Annotated in this window: 17 protein-coding genes; 6 read left to right on the top strand and 11 right to left on the bottom strand. The window is 44.8% G+C overall.

All coding sequences use genetic code 11. The features are described from left to right. Positions 1-33 precede the first annotated feature (33 nt). Both ACDQ55_RS03415 and ACDQ55_RS03410 read left to right on the top strand, forming a co-directional pair. The gene (locus tag ACDQ55_RS03415; RefSeq protein ID WP_420979691.1) at positions 34-744 is read left to right on the top strand and encodes a response regulator transcription factor; all 711 of its coding nucleotides are present in this window, start codon (positions 34-36) and stop codon (positions 742-744) included. A gap of 198 nt (positions 745-942) precedes the next feature. Then, positions 943-1,785 (top strand): sensor histidine kinase, encoded by an 843-nt coding sequence (locus ACDQ55_RS03410; protein WP_420979690.1) that lies wholly within the window; start codon positions 943-945, stop codon positions 1,783-1,785. Between the two features lie 35 nt (positions 1,786-1,820). On the opposite strand, the gene ACDQ55_RS03405 is transcribed toward ACDQ55_RS03410, so the two are convergent. The 3 genes from ACDQ55_RS03405 to ACDQ55_RS03395 form a co-directional block, all read right to left on the bottom strand. Beyond that, positions 1,821-2,606: a tetratricopeptide repeat protein gene (locus ACDQ55_RS03405; protein ID WP_420979689.1), complete on the bottom strand. Its 786-nt coding sequence runs from the start codon at positions 2,604-2,606 to the stop codon at positions 1,821-1,823. 19 nt (positions 2,607-2,625) lie between these two features. Next, positions 2,626-4,560: a BatD family protein gene (locus tag ACDQ55_RS03400; RefSeq protein WP_420979687.1), complete on the bottom strand. Its 1,935-nt coding sequence runs from the start codon at positions 4,558-4,560 to the stop codon at positions 2,626-2,628. A 147-nt stretch (positions 4,561-4,707) separates the two neighbouring features. After that, positions 4,708-5,424 carry an SDR family oxidoreductase gene (locus tag ACDQ55_RS03395; protein WP_420979686.1) on the bottom strand — a complete coding sequence of 239 codons (717 nt, stop codon included), beginning with the start codon at positions 5,422-5,424 and terminating at the stop codon, positions 4,708-4,710. Between the two features lie 92 nt (positions 5,425-5,516). Here ACDQ55_RS03395 and ACDQ55_RS03390 point away from each other — a divergent pair, with 92 nt between their 5' ends. Further along, positions 5,517-6,212: a YjjG family noncanonical pyrimidine nucleotidase gene (locus ACDQ55_RS03390; protein WP_420979685.1), complete on the top strand. Its 696-nt coding sequence runs from the start codon at positions 5,517-5,519 to the stop codon at positions 6,210-6,212. A gap of 83 nt (positions 6,213-6,295) precedes the next feature. Here ACDQ55_RS03390 and ACDQ55_RS03385 read toward each other — a convergent pair whose 3' ends face one another. The 4 genes from ACDQ55_RS03385 to ACDQ55_RS03370 form a co-directional block, all read right to left on the bottom strand. After that, positions 6,296-6,949 (bottom strand): phosphatidylserine decarboxylase family protein, encoded by a 654-nt coding sequence (locus tag ACDQ55_RS03385; protein ID WP_420979683.1) that lies wholly within the window; start codon positions 6,947-6,949, stop codon positions 6,296-6,298. Positions 6,950-7,038: 89 nt separating this feature from the next. After that, positions 7,039-7,923: a phosphatidate cytidylyltransferase gene (locus ACDQ55_RS03380; RefSeq protein WP_420979682.1), complete on the bottom strand. Its 885-nt coding sequence runs from the start codon at positions 7,921-7,923 to the stop codon at positions 7,039-7,041. Positions 7,924-8,071: 148 nt separating this feature from the next. Beyond that, positions 8,072-8,320: a DUF2007 domain-containing protein gene (locus tag ACDQ55_RS03375; protein WP_420979681.1), complete on the bottom strand. Its 249-nt coding sequence runs from the start codon at positions 8,318-8,320 to the stop codon at positions 8,072-8,074. Positions 8,321-8,344: 24 nt separating this feature from the next. Next, a complete protein-coding gene (locus tag ACDQ55_RS03370; protein WP_420979680.1) occupies positions 8,345-9,298 on the bottom strand; it encodes a CPBP family intramembrane glutamic endopeptidase in 954 nt (317 codons plus the stop codon). Positions 9,299-9,494: 196 nt separating this feature from the next. On the opposite strand from ACDQ55_RS03370, the gene dusB reads away from it, so the two are divergent. Together dusB and ACDQ55_RS03360 are read left to right on the top strand one after the other, a co-directional pair. After that, positions 9,495-10,562, top strand: a complete 1,068-nt coding sequence (dusB, locus tag ACDQ55_RS03365; RefSeq protein WP_420979678.1) for a tRNA dihydrouridine synthase DusB — start codon at positions 9,495-9,497, stop codon at positions 10,560-10,562. 43 nt (positions 10,563-10,605) lie between these two features. Continuing rightward, the gene (locus ACDQ55_RS03360) at positions 10,606-11,175 is read left to right on the top strand and encodes a helix-turn-helix domain-containing protein (protein WP_420979676.1); all 570 of its coding nucleotides are present in this window, start codon (positions 10,606-10,608) and stop codon (positions 11,173-11,175) included. Between the two features lie 90 nt (positions 11,176-11,265). On the opposite strand, the gene ACDQ55_RS03355 is transcribed toward ACDQ55_RS03360, so the two are convergent. Beyond that, complete coding sequence (locus ACDQ55_RS03355; protein WP_420979675.1) at positions 11,266-14,541, bottom strand: DEAD/DEAH box helicase; 3,276 nt, start codon at positions 14,539-14,541, stop codon at positions 11,266-11,268. A gap of 87 nt (positions 14,542-14,628) precedes the next feature. Between ACDQ55_RS03355 and proC the strand changes: the two genes are divergently transcribed. Beyond that, a complete protein-coding gene (gene proC / locus ACDQ55_RS03350; protein WP_420979674.1) occupies positions 14,629-15,426 on the top strand; it encodes a pyrroline-5-carboxylate reductase in 798 nt (265 codons plus the stop codon). 11 nt (positions 15,427-15,437) lie between these two features. Here the strand turns inward: proC and ACDQ55_RS03345 are convergent, their stop codons facing one another. The 3 genes from ACDQ55_RS03345 to ACDQ55_RS03335 all read right to left on the bottom strand — a co-directional run bounded on the left by ACDQ55_RS03345 (position 15,438) and on the right by ACDQ55_RS03335 (position 19,760). Beyond that, a complete protein-coding gene (locus ACDQ55_RS03345; RefSeq protein ID WP_420979672.1) occupies positions 15,438-15,932 on the bottom strand; it encodes a SixA phosphatase family protein in 495 nt (164 codons plus the stop codon). 342 nt (positions 15,933-16,274) lie between these two features. Next, entirely contained in the window at positions 16,275-18,122 is a 1,848-nt protein-coding gene (locus ACDQ55_RS03340) for an amidophosphoribosyltransferase (protein WP_420979671.1), read from the bottom strand. Between the two features lie 255 nt (positions 18,123-18,377). Continuing rightward, positions 18,378-19,760: a peptidylprolyl isomerase gene (locus ACDQ55_RS03335; RefSeq protein WP_420979670.1), complete on the bottom strand. Its 1,383-nt coding sequence runs from the start codon at positions 19,758-19,760 to the stop codon at positions 18,378-18,380. Between the last annotated feature and the right edge of the window lie 158 nt (positions 19,761-19,918).

Here is a 19,918-nt window from a genome sequence, read left to right as displayed (position 1 = left end):
TCCGGATTCGATGTAATAATCAAACAATAACACATGAAGGAAGCGACAAAGGCATCAATACTGCTGGTGGAAGATGAAGAAAATCTGCAGGAAGCACTGAAGCTGAACCTGGAACTGGAAGGCTATGAGGTGACCGCAGTGGACAATGGCACAGCTGCGCTGAAAGCAGTTAAAAACGAATATTTCGATCTCATTATACTGGATATTATGCTGCCTGAAATGGACGGGATAGCCGTTTGCGAAAATATCCGCATTCAGAACAACGAAATTCCTATTCTGTTTCTCAGCGCCAAAAACAGCAGCGCAGACCGCGTACTAGGCCTCAAAAAGGGTGGTGATGATTATATGACCAAGCCCTTTAACCTGGAAGAGCTCTTGCTGCGTGTAGAAAAGCTGATTGTGAAAAACAAGAAGATACAGGATAAAGACAGTGTTCCTAATGTATACCGCTTTGGTAACAATATGATCGATTTTGCTGCACAGGAATGTGTAGGAAAGGATGGTAAACACTACGAGTTGAGCAAGAAAGAAGCCATGCTGCTTAAGTTGCTTATCGAAAATAAAGGAGAGGTAGTAACCCGCGAAAAGATCCTGCAGGTGGTATGGGGATATAACGTATATCCTACTACCCGTACTATTGATAATTTTATCCTCAATTTCCGTAAATATTTTGAAGAAGATAGCCGCAATTCCCGCTATTTCCACTCTGTAAGAGGAGTAGGTTATAAATTTACAGAAGCATAGCTAATACTTGTCTGTAGCAGTGATATCATTGCACTGCTACAGATATATTTGTTTGTACCCCTGCCACTTTTCAGCCCATTCTCCCCGGTTTCCTTTAAAATTCTGCCTCATATTAAATCCCTCTTTCTATTGGTGTTGAATTGCCCGATATTTATTTTACTTAATTGTGAGAAGTTCCTTTTGATGTAAACCTGTTAAGTGGCCTACTATACTGAAATAGTTTTTGCTGCGCAGTGGCCATTCTGGCTGTTTTTTTTGTTAAGTCTCATTACCCTGGCCGTTTTTTTTGCCTTTAGGGAAAGAAAGATCAAAAGAGCTTCAGCGAAAAAAATTACCGAATACCATGCGTTGATTAACCTGGAGCTTTATGCTTTCCAGGCGCAGATGGACCCGCATTTTATATTTAACAGCCTCAATGCGATTCATCATTATATTCTCACCACCAGCACTGATATGGCATCGTTATACCTTACCCGGTTTTCCCGCTTGATGCGTTTGATGATTGGTAATTTTAACAAGGAATGGATCTCCCTGCAAGATGAACTGGATACGCTGGAATTATATATACAATTGGAACAATTGAGGTTTGAGGGGCAATTTACTTACCAGCTAAAGGTATGGCCTGAAGTAAATAAGCAGTTTACCCTGATCCCTCCACTTATTATCCAGCCTTATGTGCAATATGCGATCTGGCATCGGCTGTTGCTCAGGCCGCAGAAAAACGGTGGGCAGCTATTGATCACTATCGGAAAGGAAAAAGACCGCCTGTTTATACAATTGGAAGATAATGGAATTATGATTGCCGAAATGCTGGATGCTACTGGCGAACGACAGGCGAGCAGTATAGATATCGCAGCAGAAAGGTTGTACATGATGAGTGAAAAATATCGTTTGCAAGCCAGTATTAAAGCATGTCAGGTATATAATGCAGCACAACAGCCTATCTGCAATCGCCTCAATATCAGCATGCAATATGTAAATGCCAGCTGTTCCGCATATGGTGGTTATGGTGCTACCACTGCAGTTTGTTTCCCTGAATGAGGAAGGTGATATTGGAAGCTTGCCGGATAGAACAGTTATAACCGCTTAATATAAGCGCAGCTGATCCAACAGCTTTTGCCATCTGCCAGCTCTATTTTGCAAAAATCCTGCGTAGCATCGGAAATATGTACTTTCATGCCTTCCCCAACCTCAAAGGCATCTCTGCTGTTTTGATCGGGAGCGGTTTTAGCCCGGATATTATTGGTCATGATAATGCCGGATTGATGGTTGTTGCTGGCAAAATAGGCATCTGCAGCCATTATCAGGTATAATAAACAAAGTGTGCCCAAAGTATAATTGCACCAGCGTAAGTATTTGTTTTGCAGCCCGGGAAGGATGCTATTCAGGGTGATACCGCCCAGCAGCAGCCAGAAGAAAATAACGGCGCCTATTGCCCATCCGTTAGGTTTATGCAAATGCTGCAGCTGTACCCACCATTGCTGAAAAAATACCATCGGCAATTCGTCTGTAAAACCGGTTACTTTTTGGTTGGCCAAAGCCAGATTATGTTTTACGGCCTCATTGTTAGGAGACAACTGTAACGCTTTTTCGTAGTTATACACTGCCAACCCGGTTTTGCCTGTTTTTGAGTAGGCGTTGCCGGCATTAAAGTAAAGGGATGGCTGTTCATAGCCTTCATCCAGCAATTGCTGATACAGGTGTGCCGCCTCAGTATACTTACTCTGGTTAAAGAGTTGATTAGCCTCTTCGAAGCGCTGCTGTGGCTGATTTTGTGGCGCCTGCGCATTGCTGGCCGAAAAGGTCAGCAGTAGTAGTACAATGGCTATCAGCACCGGTTTTAGTTGTTTATAATACAGCATTTTCACGATTCGTTAATAGTTAATTCTTCAATGCATTCTCCAGATTACTGATAATGCTTACTGCCTGCTCATAAGTACCCTGCATTTTAAGATTGTCTTGTCTGGGTGCATATAAGGCTACTTCGCAATTATCTATCAGATTAAACAGTTCGTGCGTATTGTTGCCGTTGATCTGTTTGGCGCTCAGTTTGTCTTGTACCAGTTGTTTGCTGAGATCAGCCATGGGTATTTTCAGCTTGGAGCTGAGGTACCCCCAAACAGCGCGGGAAGTTTCTTCGTAAAACGCTTTGTCTTTTCCTTCTTTCAGATAGCGTGCGGCCAGCTCCAGCCTTTTCAGCGCTACTTTGTTGGCGTAGCGGTGTTTAAGCATGGCGGCGTTGGTGGTATTATAATCTTTACGGTGTTTGTAGAAGAGCAAGGCAACCACGATCAATGCAGGCAATAGCAGCAAGATGTAAAACCAGGGACTGAGAATGAACCAATGGTGGTTGCGGGTCCATTTAAGCAGGCCGGAATCGTTTTTTACCAGTTCATTTTTAGCCACTCCAAAGTCTTGCTTATCTTCTTTTACATGTTTACCCTGGTCAATATGAATATTGAACGCTTCCGCATGCAAAGTTTTATATGCATTGGTAGTGGGGTCGAAATAAGAGAATTCTACGGCAGGTATGATATGATCGCCGGCTTCCTTAGGCATTAGCGTATATTCGAAGGTGCGGCTACCGGAAAGCGGGTTACTGTTTTTTTCTATGTTGTCGGTTACTTTTGGATCGAATTGTTCGAATCCGCTAGGGATATCCAGTTTAGGCGTGTTTAACAGATTTACATTGCCTTGTCCGCTGATAGTGACTTTCAAGGTGAGGGCATCGTCGGTAGTTAACCTGGTTTTATCCACAGTAGCAGTCATGTTAAAATGGCCTACTGCCCCGTTGTAACTGGCCGGACGTCCATCTGTCGGAACCGGTTTTACATTGATCTTAACTGAAGCGCTCTGTATTTTGTAGGGTACATCCTCATACTCCAGTTCGGGCCGGTTAAAGAAGTCGTCGAAGAAGGGATCTTTGAATGCCGGGTCGTTGAAGAAATCCTCAAATGGATCTCTGCCCCTGTTGCCCCGTTTGTTGCTTACCATTTTTACCAGGCGTACCTGGTTGTCTACCTCTACAGGGTCCAGGTCCAGAGAGCCGGACTGGAGAGGGAACAACAGTGTTTTGCGGATAGTGAATACCTTATAAGGAATGCCGTTCAGCCTTTCCTCGGTAGCCTGTGGTGGGTTGGGAAGTTCTATGTCTTTAGAAGAAAATCCTTTGAAAGCAGGAACTTTGGTAACACTGGAATTAGTGGGCAGGCGCGTAAAGAGTTTATATGTGGCGGTTAACTGTTCTCCTTCATAAAGGCTGGTTTTATCTACCTCTACTTTCAGGAATATATTTTTCTTTAATTTTTCAGAGACATCTTCCCCTTTTTTCAGCACACCTTCAGGCAGGTCTTCTCCCCCTTGCCCATGGCGGGGTGGGAATCCGGAAGCGGAAGAAGGCGCCTGTTGCTGTTGGCTGCTACCTTTTCTTACTTCAATTAAAACAGGGTTCGACTTTACAATATTGCCATTTACGCGCGCCTGGGCGGGAGCAATAGTAAAGCTACCCACTCTCTTGGGTTGCAGTAAATAGCTCAATGCAACATATTCGGACCGCTTGCCATTGAAGATAGATTGCCCCTGCATTTGGGAAGGCCCTTGCAGTACCTCAAAATCTTTGAAGCTGGGTGGTGTAAAGCTGGTAACGTTTACTCCGTTTTCCAGCATAAACTGGATCTGGAATGGTTCATCCTGGCTCACAGCGTTATTGCTCACGGTAGTAGTAAAACGGAATTCCTGAGCAGAGGCACAAGTAACCAGTCCTAAACAGAATAAAATGGAGTAAACACACTTCCTTATGAAAAATTTGTACATCATAAATTATGTCAACAAATTTAACCAAAGCCGCGCTGGAAGCGCAGTAGGCCTCGTTAAAAGTTAGTTAAAACATTTAAACAATTTATTATTTGGGCAGTTTGTTGATTGGATTTTTTTCCGCAATTAGCCTCCCGAATAACTTAAAGGTTAAATGTCTCCAAGCATAGGCCGTAACAGTATTTCTTCCACCACGGTTTGGTGGGCAAGATTCCAGGCAGACCATACTACGTTGGCAATATCTTCTGGTGGCATCAAACGGCCGGGAGGCGCCTCAAAACCATCCCAAGACGCGGTTAAAGTAGGTCCCGGGCTTACAGAGGTCACTTTAATGTGGTGTTGCTGCAGCTCTTTCCGCAGATTTTTACTGAAACCCAACAGTGCATATTTGGTAATGCTATAAGAGCCACCGTTAGGATACGCTTTATAGCTGGCAGTAGAGCACATGTTAAAGATATGTCCTTTACGGTGTGGGATCATAAGGGGTAAAAGGGCGCGGGTAAGATGATAGGCGCTGTAAACATTGACCGCCATTAGCCTTTCCAATAAGCCATCTTCTTCCTGATGCAGGGCGCCGGGAATAAAAATGCCGGCATTATTCACCAGGATATCCACATGGGAAAATGTTTGCGTGATCTTGTCTGCAAAAGCCAGTACCTGTGTTTTTTCTCCCATATCCACTGTTTCGGCCAGCACTATTCCCTGGGGATTTTTTTCTTGCAGGGCAGCTGCGGTTGCCGCCAAGGTAGGGGCATGTCTTGCACAAATAGCGATATTAAAGCCTTCCTGGGCCAGTTTTTCTGCAATTGCCTTTCCTATGCCTTTGCTGGCGCCTGTGATCACGGCGTTCATGGTTATTTTATTCATCGCAGTAAAATAATGAATTTCCTTTGAATGAAGGATAGCTGTATGAACAGAAACAACTCCCTTCCCTGCGTATTTCGTACCTTTGCGGCGCTATGAAATATAAACATCTTTTCTTTGACCTGGATCATACGCTCTGGGACTTTGAAACAAATGAACAGGAAACCTTGCTGGAGCTATATAACAGCCATAACTTAGCAGATAGAGGAGTGCCATCTTTTGAGGCGTTTTCTGTTTCATATGTAGGGCACAATGAGCGGTTATGGGATCGTTTCCGTAAAGGATTTATTACTCGCAAGGATTTGCGCGACAAACGTTTCCGTTTAACCCTGCTGGACTTCAGGATTGGCGATGAAGTGCTGACCCAGCGTCTTTGCGAAGGGTTCCTGCAAATCCTACCTTACAAAAAGGCGTTATTTCCTCATACAAAGGAAACACTGGAATACCTGGCAGGAAAAGGGTACCCTATGCATATGATTACCAATGGTTTTGAAGAAACGCAGTTGCTGAAAATGAAAAATGCGGAGATCGACCATTATTTTACACATATTATTACTTCTGAAATGGCTGGCAGCCTGAAGCCTTACCGCGAAATCTTTGATTTTGCCATGGCAAAAGCCGGTACGAACGCATCAGAAAGTATTATGATCGGGGATGCTTTGGAGCTGGACATTAAAGGAGCACATAGCGTGGGAATGGACCAGGTGTATTTTAATCCGGCTAAGCCAGCGGTAGACTTCCAGCCTACTTACGTTATCAATGGCTTACATGAATTAAGGGATATCCTGTAATAGGACGGTACGTAATAAAAACAGCGAGAGGAGACATCATCCTCTTCGCTGTTTTTTTATATATAAAAAGTAAAAATCCGGGTTTACAATTTGGCGATTACAGACACGCCGCCTTTCACCACTTCTTCCAGTTTTACAGCTACTTCTGTGCCGATAGGCAGGTAAAGGTCTACGCGGGAGCCGAACTTAATAAAGCCCATTTCTTCATTTTGACTTACTTCCATGCCTGGTTTCAGGTAATTAACGATCCTGCGGGCCAGCGCACCGGCAATTTGTCTTACTAAGATATCGGTTTTGCCATTGCCTATTACTACAGAATGGCGTTCGTTTTCGGTAGAAGACTTAGGGTGCCAGGCTACCAGGTATTTGCCAGGATGGTACTGCGACAGTTTCACGATGCCGCTGATTGGGTTGCGGTTTACGTGTACATTGGCAGGGCTCATAAAAATAGATACCTGCAAGCGTTTATCCTTGAAATATTCCGGCTCATACACTTCTTCAATCACCACTACTTTACCATCGCAGGGGGAAATAACCAGATTGTTGCCTGTTGTATGTTGCCTGGAAGGAATACGGAAGAATGATACGATGAACAGGAAGAATACCAAGGAAATGATGGATACCGTCCAGCAAAGTGTGGGCGAATTGCCGAACCAATAAAATACTGCTCCGTTAATTAACGCCAGTACCAGGAATACAAGGGAAATGGTAGCAAATCCTTCACGATGGATCTTCATTGTTTTCTTATTAAGTGATGGTTTAGGTGTTTAATTGTAGTGCGAAGTTACTTTAATTCGATTTTTTTAGAATGCGAAAATTACATCTGTTAACGTATCATAAAAAATTGAACGTATATCCAGGCGAAGGGGGCCGCAAGGAGAAGGGAGTCGAACCGGTCGAGAAAGCCGCCATGTCCGGGCATAATTTTGCCGGAATCCTTTACCCCAGCCATTCTCTTCAGTTTAGATTCGATGAGGTCGCCGATGGTGCCAAAGATAGCTGCAATCAGGGATAATGCGATCCAATGTTGCTGTGCCAGGTATTCGCTACCCCAGAAATGGCCGTATATGCCGGCAGCGGCTACTGCGAGGATCATTCCCCCCACGGTGCCTTCTATGGTTTTTTTAGGGGAAATAGCAGGTGCAAAGGGAGTACGGCCAATAAGGGAGCCTACAATATAAGCCATGGTATCATTGATCCAGATAAAAATGATCAGGAGCAGGGGGATCAGCCAACCGGGAGCAGTGCCTACTTCGCCGGGCTTATAGGTAATATCGATGGCATGGAGGCGCAGGTAGATCAGCAGTCCGAAAGGGATGGTTACATACAGCAGGCCTATAGCGGAATAACCGATGTTTTTCAATTCAAAATTTTTGCTCATCAACACTTCTCCTAATGGCATTACCATGAGGAAAATGATGGTGATCCACCAGCCAATGAAGCCGGTAGGAATATGGGCAACGGCGAAGTTATTACCGGTAAAAGTGAGCAATATGGCTGCTCCGGAGATAGTGGCGCCCCATTGATGCCAGGAAGAGATCCCTGCATAGTCGGGGTCTATATGACGCAATAATTTAAAATATTCCTGCAGCGCCAGGCATCCGATCAAAAAAAACAGCAGAAAAAAGGAATAATCGGTCCATAAGATCCCTCCCAGCATTACTGCCACAAACACAAGCGCAGAGGCAGTGCGGGTAAAAAAAGTCTTCATTATGCTAATATCTGTTGCGCTATAAAATAAGCAGGTAAAAATCACTATCTGCTCTCTCCTATTGCTTTACGTAATTGAATGTATCCACAAAAGTGGATAAAAATACCCGATAGAGCAAATTCTCTTCGAATGCATAGTGCCTGAAAACTTACTCTTCCTCCAATTCGTTAGGATCGCCTGTAGGTAGGTTGTTATGTTGATGAACCAGGTTTTTGGCTGTTTCTTCTACCGAAGCGTGCACATATAATTCTACCTGTCCGGGTAAGGTAATGTTGTAAGAAGAAGATTGCCTGTTCAGTAATATGGCTTCTATTCCATTACCGAGTAGCATACCTTTTACAATTTCGGCTTCGAAAGGCTTGTCGCTTGAAAAAATTTTCACCCAATCCTTTTCCATAATTACAACTTTAATGTGTTATGATTATAAATTTTCATCCGTTCCTATATGGTTGATATCATCATCTTCCTTGTCTTTTTCCACTGGATCAATCATGGCCATGGGAGCTGACTTCTTGCTTAATGCCCAAAATAAACCAATTGTTACCGGAATGCTTAAAGCTACGTAATACCATTCAATATGGGTGTCCTTCATCGGATCATCTTTTACCATACCATGTTGGAACAGGTACAGCATTACCACTTGTAAGCCGTTGTTGAGTACGTGTGCGAAAATGCTTAACCATAGGTTTCCACTAACTACATAAATAGCGCCAAGGGCGAAACCGAGGATCAGTCGAGGCATAAAGCCGGTCATTTCCCCGTGTATAGCGCTGAACAGCACTGCTGTAATAAAGACGCCGACCCATATATTACGGGTACTTTTAATCAACAATCGTTGTAATATTCCACGAAAAAAGAATTCTTCCGCCATGGCAGGGATAATAGCAACGAGTAAGAGATTTATAATGAGATCTTTCAGGGTAGGCATTTTCAGCATAACGGTCAGCAATTTTTCTGCCATGGCTTCTGCATCTCTGGCTGCTTGGGAGATTGGCCAGGTTTGGTTCCATTCTCCGAGTTGATTAGCTAATGGCAGGCAGCCATACATAGCCAGTAAGGCGAGTATGATCTGCAGTGCGCTTGGTGCTGGTTTCAAGCCAAGGTAACTAACTGGGTAAGGTTGCCACAGGTAGGCGAAAAGCGCTGCCGGTACAAAGAAGGCAACAATGGTATACAGGAATTGTGTAATTTTCAGATAGCCGACGAGGTTAGGATCGGTAAACGTTCCATTTTGAATGGCTTCCAGACTTTGACCGGTTAGGGAAGGCGTAATAGCGGCCAGTCCTGTGAGGTATAAGGTGAAGAAACCAAAGAAAAAGCCAATGAAAGTTACGAGCTGTAAAAAGATGGAAGACTGCTTTAGATAACCGGTCATAACAAAATACTGTATTAATTTTTGCGTAAATTTACAGCGCGAAATTCAGTTTTGAAGTAAAGGAATCTATTTACTTACTGATCATCACAACAGCTAAAACAAGCTGTCACTGCAAAAAAATCCTGCTTGTAATAGAAATAGTATATAAAACATTAAAATAATAACTGTGGCCAAAATAGCTGTGGTTATATAAATTATGGTGAAGATAGGAAATATTGAATTAGGGGAATTCCCTTTATTGCTGGCGCCCATGGAAGACGTGAGCGACCCTCCTTTCCGTGCTGTGTGTAAAGATAACGGGGCCGATCTGATGTATACCGAGTTCATATCTTCGGAGGGGTTGATACGTGATGCCATCAAAAGCCGTCAGAAACTGGATATTTTTGAATATGAACGCCCGGTAGGGATACAAATCTTCGGTGGTGATGAAGAGTCTTTATCGCTGGCGGCACAGATTGTAGAAACGACAAATCCCGATTTGTTGGACATCAATTTTGGTTGTCCGGTTAAAAAGGTGGCTTGTAAAGGCGCTGGCGCCGGTATTCTGAAGGATATCCCTAAAATGGTAAAGCTTACTGCTGCGGTGGTAAAGGCAACCAAACTGCCTGTTACGATTAAAACCCGTCTTGGTTGGGATGAAGAAACCAAGAACATAGAAGAGGTAGCCGAAAGGTTGCAGGATGTGGGCATTCAGGCACTGACCATACATGGCCGTACCCGTACCCAGATGTATAAAGGTAGTGCAGACTGGACTTTGATTGGAAAGGTAAAAAACAACCCCCGTATCAAAATTCCTATCTTCGGTAACGGAGATATATGTACGCCAGAACAGGCCATAGCAGCCCGTCAGAAGTATGGTGTAGATGGCGTAATGATAGGCCGGGCGGCCATCGGTTATCCATGGATTTTCAGGGAGATCAAGCATTTTATGAGCACTGGCGAACATTTGCCCCTGCCAACTGTTTTGGAAAGAGTAGAGGTTTGTAAAAAGCATCTTCACCAATCCGTTTCCTGGAAAGGAGAAGTGGTGGGTATCCTGGAAATGCGTAGGCATTATACCAATTACCTCAAAGGATTGCCTCATATAAAAGAATTCAGGCAACAATTAGTAACTTACAATACATTAGCTGAAATTGAGGAAGTGTTAGACGCGGTGGTGTTACAATATAAAGATCATGTATTCGAAAGGGCCGTTTCCCAGTTGGCTGCACACGATTTTCTGCCGGCTGATGATAAAATGGCCGGTTGTAACGTTTACGGATAAACGGATAAACCCCAGAATATAAAAAATAAAAAATTACTTTCACATGACCACAATTAAAAATCTGAAAAATGAAGTCTGGAAGGACTTACAGATTAAAAACAAATCTGCCCTGCGTAAAAAGTACGCTGTATCTAATATGGGGAGAGTGATCAGTTATTATGAAAGTATTGAAGATGGTAAGCTGCTTACGGGATCTACCGTGGAAGGCTATACGGTGTTGAACGTGAAGCCCGCAGACACTTACCAGTCACTCTATCTGCACCGGGAGGTGGCTAAGATTTTTAACAAAAAGGGAGGAAGGGCACATAAGTATGTAATTCACCTTGATTACGATAAGAAAAATAATAAAGCATCCAATCTCAGATGGGCTACCAAAGAAGAAATGGAAGAGCATCAGCAAGGCAGTCCTGCCAAGCTGGCCTATAAGGAAAAGCAGCGTAACCGGGTAAAAGGATTGAAACTGAATGTTACAAAGGTGAAGAGTATTAAACGTCTGCTGAATAAACCCGGTAAGAAAACAATGAAACAGATTGCTGAACAGTTTGATATCAGCGAAATGCAGTTGTACCGTATTAAAAGCGGTGAAAACTGGGGGCATGTAACGTTGGATTAAAGCCTGGCTTACCAGGAGTGATCATATATGATGTTGTCTGAACTGTGGCCATACTAGGTAGTATGGCCATAGTTGTTCCTGTGAGTGGCGTTAAAGCGCTCCCTGTACCATCTCTTCCAATACCTTCCGGTAATGCGCACTTTCTTTTAGCACTGGTTCATAACCCAGCAGGATTATCTGCTTACGCGCGCGCGACATGGTAACAAGCAGTTTCCGGTCTACTTCTATTTGTTCGTTATCCAAACTAAATAAACCCAGGCTTTGCAGCGTATGTAATTGGGCGGTATGATATACCGCAAGGGATACAATGATCACGTCGTTCTCAGCTCCCTGAAAACGTTCCACTGTATCGATGTTAATATCTTGCAAATCTTTCTCTTCTGCAATCATTTCCCGTATCAAACTAATTTGGGTGCGCCAGGGTGTTACCACTCCTACTGTATTGCTATTAAAAGCGGTACCATAGTGTGTTTTCAAATGCTGAAGGATAGATACCACCCATTTGGCTTCCGTTTTATTCATTTTGGAGGTAGCTTCATAAGGGCTACCGATAAATATCTTTCTACCCAGCGACAGCACCCTTTCCCATCCCCTGTTTTCGCGGGCAGGATACAGTTGGAATGCGGCCAGCTGTTCAGGGCTGCCTACGCGTAGTTGCCCTGCATAGTAGTGGTTTACCAGTGAGGCAATGCTTTCATGCATCCTGAAATGGGTAGTGAGCATGCCGGCAGCATGGCGCCATCCCTGGCTTTTACAACGATGCATCAACCGTTCAAATATTGAGGTCCGCAAGTTAAAGAAACCTGCTTCCTGCAGGCTGGGTGCTTTTACCTGGCAATAGTAAGGCTCCTGGGCCACCACTGGCGGCAATTGGTTTTGGTCCCCAATCAGGATAAATTTACGGAAAGGCATCAATAGCCCCAGTAGCTGCGGTTCAGTAAGTTGAGAGGCTTCATCTACGATGAGGGTATCGGCAGGGATGCCCATCATTAGCAATTGTTCCAGCCGCGTAGCCATAGTAGCTACAGTGGCCACAAACACACGGTGACTGGTAATGTAGTTGCGAGCCTGGTCTAGGGAGCCACTCAGGCAATATTGTTTCAGGGTTTGGGAAGCTTCAGCATAACGGCCACCCATGCGCAAGTGCGGGATCTCCCGGTTTTTTAGTTTCTGGCAGATTTCTTCTACTGCTTTATTGGTAAAAGCTACAATCACCACGTGTCGACCTTGCTTTACCAGCTCCCCTGTTATCGTAGTGAGTAAGGCAGATGTTTTACCTGTGCCTGGAGGGCCTTGCAGCAGGTAATAATCTTCTGCTTCGAGGGCTTGTTGTACAATGTTTTCCTGATTGGTATTATGCATTACTGGCACCGGATGTGAAAGTGGGCGCCAACGCGGCATATGAAGTCCCAGTAGTATATCGGCCCTTTCCCGGTATTGGGGGGATAGGATATAAAATAGTGAAGCAGCAGCCATCCAGTAGTTGGAGTCGTAGATATCGTGCTCAATGATCCATTCGTTGAACTGCCGGAAAAAATCGAGGGTCATTTGCCGGTTGTTCAGGGAAAAGCTTAAATGTTCCCTGCCCAGGTCCTCTATTCTGCCTTTTAGGAGCTGTTGTTGTAAAGGCTGTAACCTGGCGCCGCTGCGAGGATATATGATAGCGGTATCTCCTTTACGGAAGTTGTGGTTAACGGGAACGACTATATCAAATAACACAGCGCTTTTTTCCGCGTCAAATTCCCGGAAGCGCAGACCTGGGATAATATTGAACCGCGACCGTTTTTCTTCTTCTTCCTGTAGCCACAGGGCCGCAAATCCATCTGCGTCTTCTTCCCGGCTCACTGCAGAGAACATGCCGCATTTTGCCTGCAGGAATTCGCGGATGGTAAAGGCGAGGAATTCGTGGTAGTATGCTTTGGCGATAGGCGGTGCTGTTTGCCAGGCTTGTTGGTAGGTTGAAAAATGTATGGCACTGAAAAGGGGCAAGCCCTGAGCCGCTGCCGCAGTAATAGCAGACAATACTTCAAACTCCCCTCCTGCCAGCCGTAGTAACATGGATACTACTTCATTCCGCAATAGCAGCAGGTCGTTCTCCGTTTGATGTGTACTGCTTACATCCCTTAGCGGATGCGTGGTTGCGGCAGAATACAGGATGGCGGAGCCGCCTTTGCGCTGACGGCCAAAGGCAGAACGTAGTAATAGGTTGTAGCCTACCACCTGCATTTCATGATTTTTCCAGGTGTTGTAGTCTGGGCATTTCCCACTTTTTAACTCAAATATTTCTTTGCGGTACTGATCCGCGTCATCTTCTGCCATTAGATCCAAACGCCCTTGCAGGCCGTATCTGGCAGAAAAAAAAGTAGGCTCTATCCTTACGGGCCTATCTCTGAATGTTTGTACAGATTGGTGCAGGTTGCCCCAATGGTATTGCCGGATGTCCCGGAACATTTCATTGATCTTTTCCCGGCCATAAGCGGCAGCCTGCAGTACATTTTCTGCTACTGCTTCTACAAAAGAGGTTTTAAAATCGATATCCTGGTTGCGTAGCATTTCGTCTAGTAGTGCATTTACCAGGTTTCCCCGGAATGCAGCAGGACTGGAGGGCTGTGGCGTTAGTTTTTTAACAAGATATAATAAGCGGTTAGGCCCTTTATGGGTGAAACATTCTGCCAGGTCGCTGATATCTATGAGTAGATCGGGCTCCAGCACTACCTGGCTTTCTGCGGTAGTGAGGTATTGCCCATTGGCATCCGGCTGGCAATTAAACACATGAATGGTATCGTAAGGACGGAGCAGCTGATGCAAAGACGTTATAGTAACTGATTCCAGTTGCTCCAATTGTATCTGGAAATCTTGTAGCTCATCATTTTTAACGTCCAGTAGCAAGGTATATTTTCCCTGGGTGTTGACGTTAAGTGGGCCTACTGCGGTTACCATGCATTTGATCAGGGCTGAGTGATCCCTTTGCGAAGGTTTCGCAGCCGATAGTTTTAGATCGCCGGCAGTAGTATAAAGGAGGGTGAGTGCTGTAGGAGGTGGTGTTTGAAACGCCCAGGCAACGGCTTCCGTGAGGGCTTTGATACAAAGTAGGTGTTCTATTTCCTGTAGTTGCAGGGAGGTGTTCTTAGTGAGTATTCGCAGGGCCGTGAGGGGTTGCCGTATCTCCGGTGGCACCACTTTGCGGTCGAAGAAAAAATGCATGCGGGCAAACAAGTTGCCAAAGGTACGGTATTCATTGCCGGTTAATTCCCGGAAAAGGATGTCCAGTATCTGTTTATATAGGCGGACCTTTTCTGCCGTACCGACTGTAAGGTGTGCTTCTTTTATTCTGGCGTAAAACGCGGTTGCTTTTTGTGATGCCATACCGCGCAAGATAATGAATCAGGATCGTTTGTATGACTGACTCATTTGTTATACCTTTCATAGGATTTATCGCGAAAACATATTTTTATGTCAGCCAAAAAAATTGCCATAATAGGTGGAGGAAATCTGGGGTCGGCCATTGCCCAGGGATTGCTGAAGAGTGGTTTTTCAAAGGCCGGTGATATTACGGTCACCAAACGTAATATCAGTACGCTTGTGGGCTTGCAGGATGCCGGAGTGCGGGTATTAACAGACAATGCTACCGCCATCCGTGAAGCCGAAGTGATTGTAGTGGCACTGAAGCCCTACAATGTACGGGAGGTGTTGCAAGAGTTCCAGGCATCTTTCGACCCGGCAAAGCACATTCTTATCAGCGTAGTAACAGGGGTAAGTATCAGCGACCTGGAACAAGTATTGCCTGGAATGCCGGTAGTGCGTGCCATGCCTAATACTGCTATTGCCATCCAGGAGGCGATTACTTGTATTGCCTATAAACATGCCACCGATGACCAGATCCGTTATATAAAAACGATGTTTGATCAACTCGGTGCTACTGTAAGCATCGACGAGAAACTGATGGATGCGGCCACCGTATTGGGTGCTTGTGGCATTGCCTTTGCCCTGCGTTTTATCCGCGCCAATATTCAGGGAGGTATTGAAATAGGGTTTGATGTAAGCACTGCCAGCCTTATTGCAGCGCAAACGGTAAAAGGAGCTGCAGAACTGTTGATCCGGGAAAATCGCCATCCGGAAGAAGAAATTGATAAAGTAACTACGCCTAAGGGTTGCACAATCGCAGGGCTAAACGAAATGGAACACCAGGGTTTTAGTTCTTCCCTCATAAAAGGCATTACTGCCTCCTACAATAAAATTGTAAAGGACTAAAAAGTGAAGGATTAGTCTTTGCGGGGATATTCGAAAAAGAGGAATTTTTTCTTAGCCAGGTCAAAATTTTTCCAGCTATCAGTATCTGCCTGTATACCAAAAATACCGGTAGTAGGTACATTATCTATCCTGATTTCTTCTGTTAGATAATTGGCGAAATCAGTAATGCCCGGGTTGTGCGCAAAGATGGCTACGGCATCGAAATCATCATCTATTTTAGTAATTACTTTTAGGAAGGTGGCTGCATAACAGAGATAGAGTTCTTCTTCCAGCAAGATGGCCTGTTTAGGGTACTTCCACTCGCTGGCCATCATCTTGGCCGTTGTTTTAGCACGTTTAGCGGGACTGGAAATAATTAATTCCGGCACCATTCCACGGGAAACGAGCCGTTGTGCCATCTCCGGAGCGTTTTGTTTCCCCCGTTTGTTCAGGGGCCGGTCAAAATCGTCCACATCTGGATCAGTCCAACTGGATTTAGCATGACGTATAAGCAGTAATGTTTTCATGGGCTGAAAACGGATAGTTAACGTTAACGAAAATACAGATTTTAAAGGAAGTTAACTTCTTAGAATTATACAGTTCAATGTGAATAGTGGATTTAAGACAAAATTAACATAAGGAAACATGTGGCTTATCGTCTTTGGGATGGCGGTGTTGCGTGTATTTATCCCTCAGAAGTTGATCCTGATAAGGGTTTTAAAAAGTGGTTAGGCCTTTCGAAGCCACAGGACTGGATATGTATTCACAGGCTGTAAAATAAAACAGGTTGTCTCTGTTTGAGAAACAACCTGTTTTATCTGTTACCTATGTTGGCCTAAATAAAACCGATCATAGGGTATATCATCTTATTAATATCCTCTTTCGTTTTTGCCTTCCATGTAGTTCATAAAGGCTTTATTTACCACCCGGTTACCGCCTGGTGTAGGGTAATCGCCGGTAAAGTACCAGTCGCCCAGGTTATTCGGACAAGCTTCATGAAGGCTTTCGATAGATTGATAGATTACTTCTATTTCAGTGCCGATGCCTTGGGGCGTTAGTATTTCTGCAATTTTCGCAGAGATCTGTTCCGGTGTAAAAGGTTTATAGATGTTCTTCACTACGTTTTGGGCGTGAAGGGTATTGGTGCGCTGTAATTCATTACAGAGGCCATAAGCTTCCTGCAGGATATGTTCTTTGCCATGATCTTTCAACAGGGCAATTGCTGCCTGGAAAGCTACAAAGTCGCCCATTTTACTCATGTCTATGCCATAGCAGTCCGGGTAGCGGATCTGAGGGGCGGAAGACACGATGATGATCTTTTTAGGGCCTAAGCGATCCAGCATTTTCACAATACTTTCTTTGAGGGTAGTACCGCGCACAATAGAATCGTCGATCACCACGAGGGAGTCGACACCGGGTCTTACAGTACCGTAAGTGATATCGTACACGTGTTGTACCATTTCGTTACGGCTGGAGTCTTCGGTGATGAACGTACGCATTTTCACGTCCTTGATCGCAATTTTATCGATCCGGATACGGCGGTTCACCATTTCGGAGAGTTTCTCCGGGTCTACCTCGTTCCCCCAGGAGAGTATACGTTCTATTTTGATTTTATTGAGATAATCTTCCAGTCCTTTCAGCAGGCCGTAGAAGGCTACTTCTGCGGTATTAGGAATAAAGGAGAAGATTGTATTACGCAGGTCGTTGTCGATTGCCTTTAATACGGTACCAGATAAGTTACGGCCCAGGGCAGTACGTTCCTTGTATATTTTTTCGTCGTTACCGCGGGAGAAATAGATCCTTTCGAAGCTGCAGGCTTTACGTTCTTTGGGTTCGAGGATCTGTTCTATAATGTATTCGCCGTTATTTCTTACAATAAGGGCATTACCGGGCATCAACTCCAGCACTTCATTCTCGCCCACATTAAAGGTAGTGCGGATAGCAGCTCTTTCAGAAGCGGCTACGATCACATCGTCGTTAATGTAATAATAGGAAGGGCGGATGCCGTGTGCATCACGGATTACGAAGGCGTCGCCGGAGCCAATCAGGCCGCAGGCATGATAGCCGCCGTCGAACATAGAAAACGACTGCTGCAAGATCTTTTTGATGTCGAGATCCTGGGTACCTTCTGCATCTTCTTTTACCAGGAAGTGGTGTACTACTTCCAGCATAGCGGCGAGATCGCTGTTTTTATGTACTTCGCCGGGCTCTGCCTGAGAAAATTTAAATAACTCATCGGCATTTACCAGGTTGAAGTTGCCTGCCATAGCCAGATTGCGGGCAGGAATAGTATTATAGCGTACGAAAGGATGGCAAAGCTCCGCATTATTTTTGCCTTGTGTGGCATAACGGAGGTGTCCCATCAGTAGTTCGCCGAGAAAGCGTACATGTCCTTTCATCAGGCCCGGATATTTGGTGATTTCCGGTTGATATTTTTCTATCTCCTGATATTCGTCGCGTATTTTACCGAAGATGTCCCCTATTGCCTGTGGGGCAGCACTACGCATGCGGTGCATGAAGGGAACGCCCGGTTCCGTATTTAGCTTAACGGTTGCCAGGCCGGCACCATCCTGTCCTCTGTTGTGTTGTTTTTCCATGAGCAGGTATAGTTTGTTGAGCCCATAGAAAACAGTCCCATATTTTTGTTGGTAGTAGGAAAACGGCTTTCTTAATCTTATAAATGCCAGACCGCATTCGTGTTTGATCGCATCACTCATGGCAGAAAATTGAAGACGCAAAGGTACGCCAAAAAAAGGGGAAAACAGAAAGTAAGATGCTTTAGCAGCAGGCTGTTATCAGTGATAACGTGCAGAAGACCGTAATGAGGATGCGTTTATCATTAGGGAGATTAAGGGGAGGCTACCTTTTATCCATCACAAAAATCACATTAAAAAAGCGGAGATAACAGCTTACCGCTTTATCTCCGCTTTTCCTGCCAGTTAGCTGTGCACAGCTAAAACTTGCCAATAACTTTATTGTTTTGCCAGGGATGCCATCCACTGGCTGATATGATTACAGTTTTTATATTCTTCATCCACGTGCACATAAAACGTCGGGATCTTTTCGATCAGCCATTTGTTGATGGCTTCTGCGCGTTTAATATCCAGGGTGCGTTGCTGAATGCGGGAGTAGTCGTCGGTCAGGTTTTCTCTGTGCGGCTGGGTGCGTGTTTTCAGGTAAACGATACGTACAGCGGTACGGCCGTTTTCGTCTGTAAACTGCATAGGAGCAGAGATTTGGCCTGGTTTGAGGGTATCCAGCATCAGTACGATATCTCTTTCTTCAGGATCATCGAGCTGGTCGATGGTGATGAAAGTGCTACCATCGCCGGTTTTAGACTGGAGCATGCCGTTATCGAACTTAGCGCTGGGAGCGTCACTGTATTTGGTTACCGCTTCAGAAAAGGTGATTTTACCTTTCAGGATCATGTTGCGGATAGAATCCAGTTTGAGGGTATTGGAGGCCAGGTCGGATTTGGTTACAGCGGGCCTTACCAGAATGTGTTGTACGGTAACGTTATCGCCGCTACGTTTCAGCATCATGATCAGGTGGTAGCCATGGATCCCTTTTACCGGGGAGGAGATTTCACCTTCTTTCAAGCGGAATGAAGCCGCCAGGAAGTCGGGGTCCCAGTTTTTATCGCTACGGTTTAATACGTAGATGCCTTTGTTATCTTTTACACCGGGATCTTCTGAGTAGAGCATCGCCAGTGAGCCGAAATCTGATTCTTTATTGACTACCCGTTTTTTGAAATCGAGGAGACGGTCTATTGCGTATTGGTCCATTTCGCGGGTAGCTTTTGGTTCCAATACGATGGTGCCTATTTCCATTTCGGATTCATAGAAATGGAGACTGTCTTTAGGAATAGCATCGTAGAAGCGTTTTACTTCCGACGGTGTTACTTTTACCGGGTCTATGATCTTGTTGCGCATAGCTTGTGCGAGCAAGCCTTCTTTGATAGGTTGGCGGAAACGTTCGCGAAGCTGATAGATGGAGTAGCCAGTAATTTCTTTCATTTTTTCCCTGCTACCGTACATCTGTTCGAAGTAGCGGATACGGTTTTCCATTTGTGCTTCAACATCTCCATCGCTTACAGGTAAGCTATCGCGTTCTGCCTGCAGCACCATTACTTTCTGGGAAATCAGCATTTCCAGGGTTTTACAGGCAGCATCCGGGATTAATGTTCCGTCCGGGGAATTGTGCTGCTGATCGCTGAGTGCGCCATCCATATCGGATTTGAGGATAATTTTATCTCCCACTACTCCGATAATTTTGTCTGCCACCAGTTTTTGCTGGGCCGTAGAAGTTTGCCAAAGCAGCAAGGCTCCTGCGGATAATGCTAAAAGTTTCTTCATACAAAAGCGGTAAAAACCAAAAATAGCCAATTAAAAGTCAGTAGCATAGGGAAAGTCGATGGATTTAACAAAAGTTTAGATAAGCCGCTGACTTTTAACTATTAGCTACTAATAAAAAAGCGGGGAAACACTTTCCCCGCTATCTATTTCAAGTTAAA

The sequence above is a fragment of the Chitinophaga sp. 30R24 genome, assembly GCF_049056765.1.
Taxonomy (GTDB): Bacteria; Bacteroidota; Bacteroidia; order Chitinophagales; family Chitinophagaceae; genus Chitinophaga.
This window is presented reverse-complemented; position numbering and strand designations above follow the sequence as displayed.

Coding starts and splice junctions, on each gene's coding strand:
- ACDQ55_RS03415 (WP_420979691.1), top strand. CDS start 34: ATGAAGGAAGCGACAAAGGCATCAATACTGCTGGTGGAAGATGAAGAA.
- ACDQ55_RS03405 (WP_420979689.1), bottom strand. CDS start 2,606: ATGCTGTATTATAAACAACTAAAACCGGTGCTGATAGCCATTGTACTA.
- ACDQ55_RS03400 (WP_420979687.1), bottom strand. CDS start 4,560: ATGATGTACAAATTTTTCATAAGGAAGTGTGTTTACTCCATTTTATTC.
- ACDQ55_RS03395 (WP_420979686.1), bottom strand. CDS start 5,424: ATGAATAAAATAACCATGAACGCCGTGATCACAGGCGCCAGCAAAGGC.
- ACDQ55_RS03390 (WP_420979685.1), top strand. CDS start 5,517: ATGAAATATAAACATCTTTTCTTTGACCTGGATCATACGCTCTGGGAC.
- ACDQ55_RS03385 (WP_420979683.1), bottom strand. CDS start 6,949: ATGAAGATCCATCGTGAAGGATTTGCTACCATTTCCCTTGTATTCCTG.
- ACDQ55_RS03380 (WP_420979682.1), bottom strand. CDS start 7,923: ATGAAGACTTTTTTTACCCGCACTGCCTCTGCGCTTGTGTTTGTGGCA.
- ACDQ55_RS03375 (WP_420979681.1), bottom strand. CDS start 8,320: ATGGAAAAGGATTGGGTGAAAATTTTTTCAAGCGACAAGCCTTTCGAA.
- ACDQ55_RS03370 (WP_420979680.1), bottom strand. CDS start 9,298: ATGACCGGTTATCTAAAGCAGTCTTCCATCTTTTTACAGCTCGTAACT.
- dusB (WP_420979678.1), top strand. CDS start 9,495: ATGGTGAAGATAGGAAATATTGAATTAGGGGAATTCCCTTTATTGCTG.
- ACDQ55_RS03360 (WP_420979676.1), top strand. CDS start 10,606: ATGACCACAATTAAAAATCTGAAAAATGAAGTCTGGAAGGACTTACAG.
- ACDQ55_RS03355 (WP_420979675.1), bottom strand. CDS start 14,541: ATGGCATCACAAAAAGCAACCGCGTTTTACGCCAGAATAAAAGAAGCA.
- proC (WP_420979674.1), top strand. CDS start 14,629: ATGTCAGCCAAAAAAATTGCCATAATAGGTGGAGGAAATCTGGGGTCG.
- ACDQ55_RS03345 (WP_420979672.1), bottom strand. CDS start 15,932: ATGAAAACATTACTGCTTATACGTCATGCTAAATCCAGTTGGACTGAT.
- ACDQ55_RS03340 (WP_420979671.1), bottom strand. CDS start 18,122: ATGAGTGATGCGATCAAACACGAATGCGGTCTGGCATTTATAAGATTA.
- ACDQ55_RS03335 (WP_420979670.1), bottom strand. CDS start 19,760: ATGAAGAAACTTTTAGCATTATCCGCAGGAGCCTTGCTGCTTTGGCAA.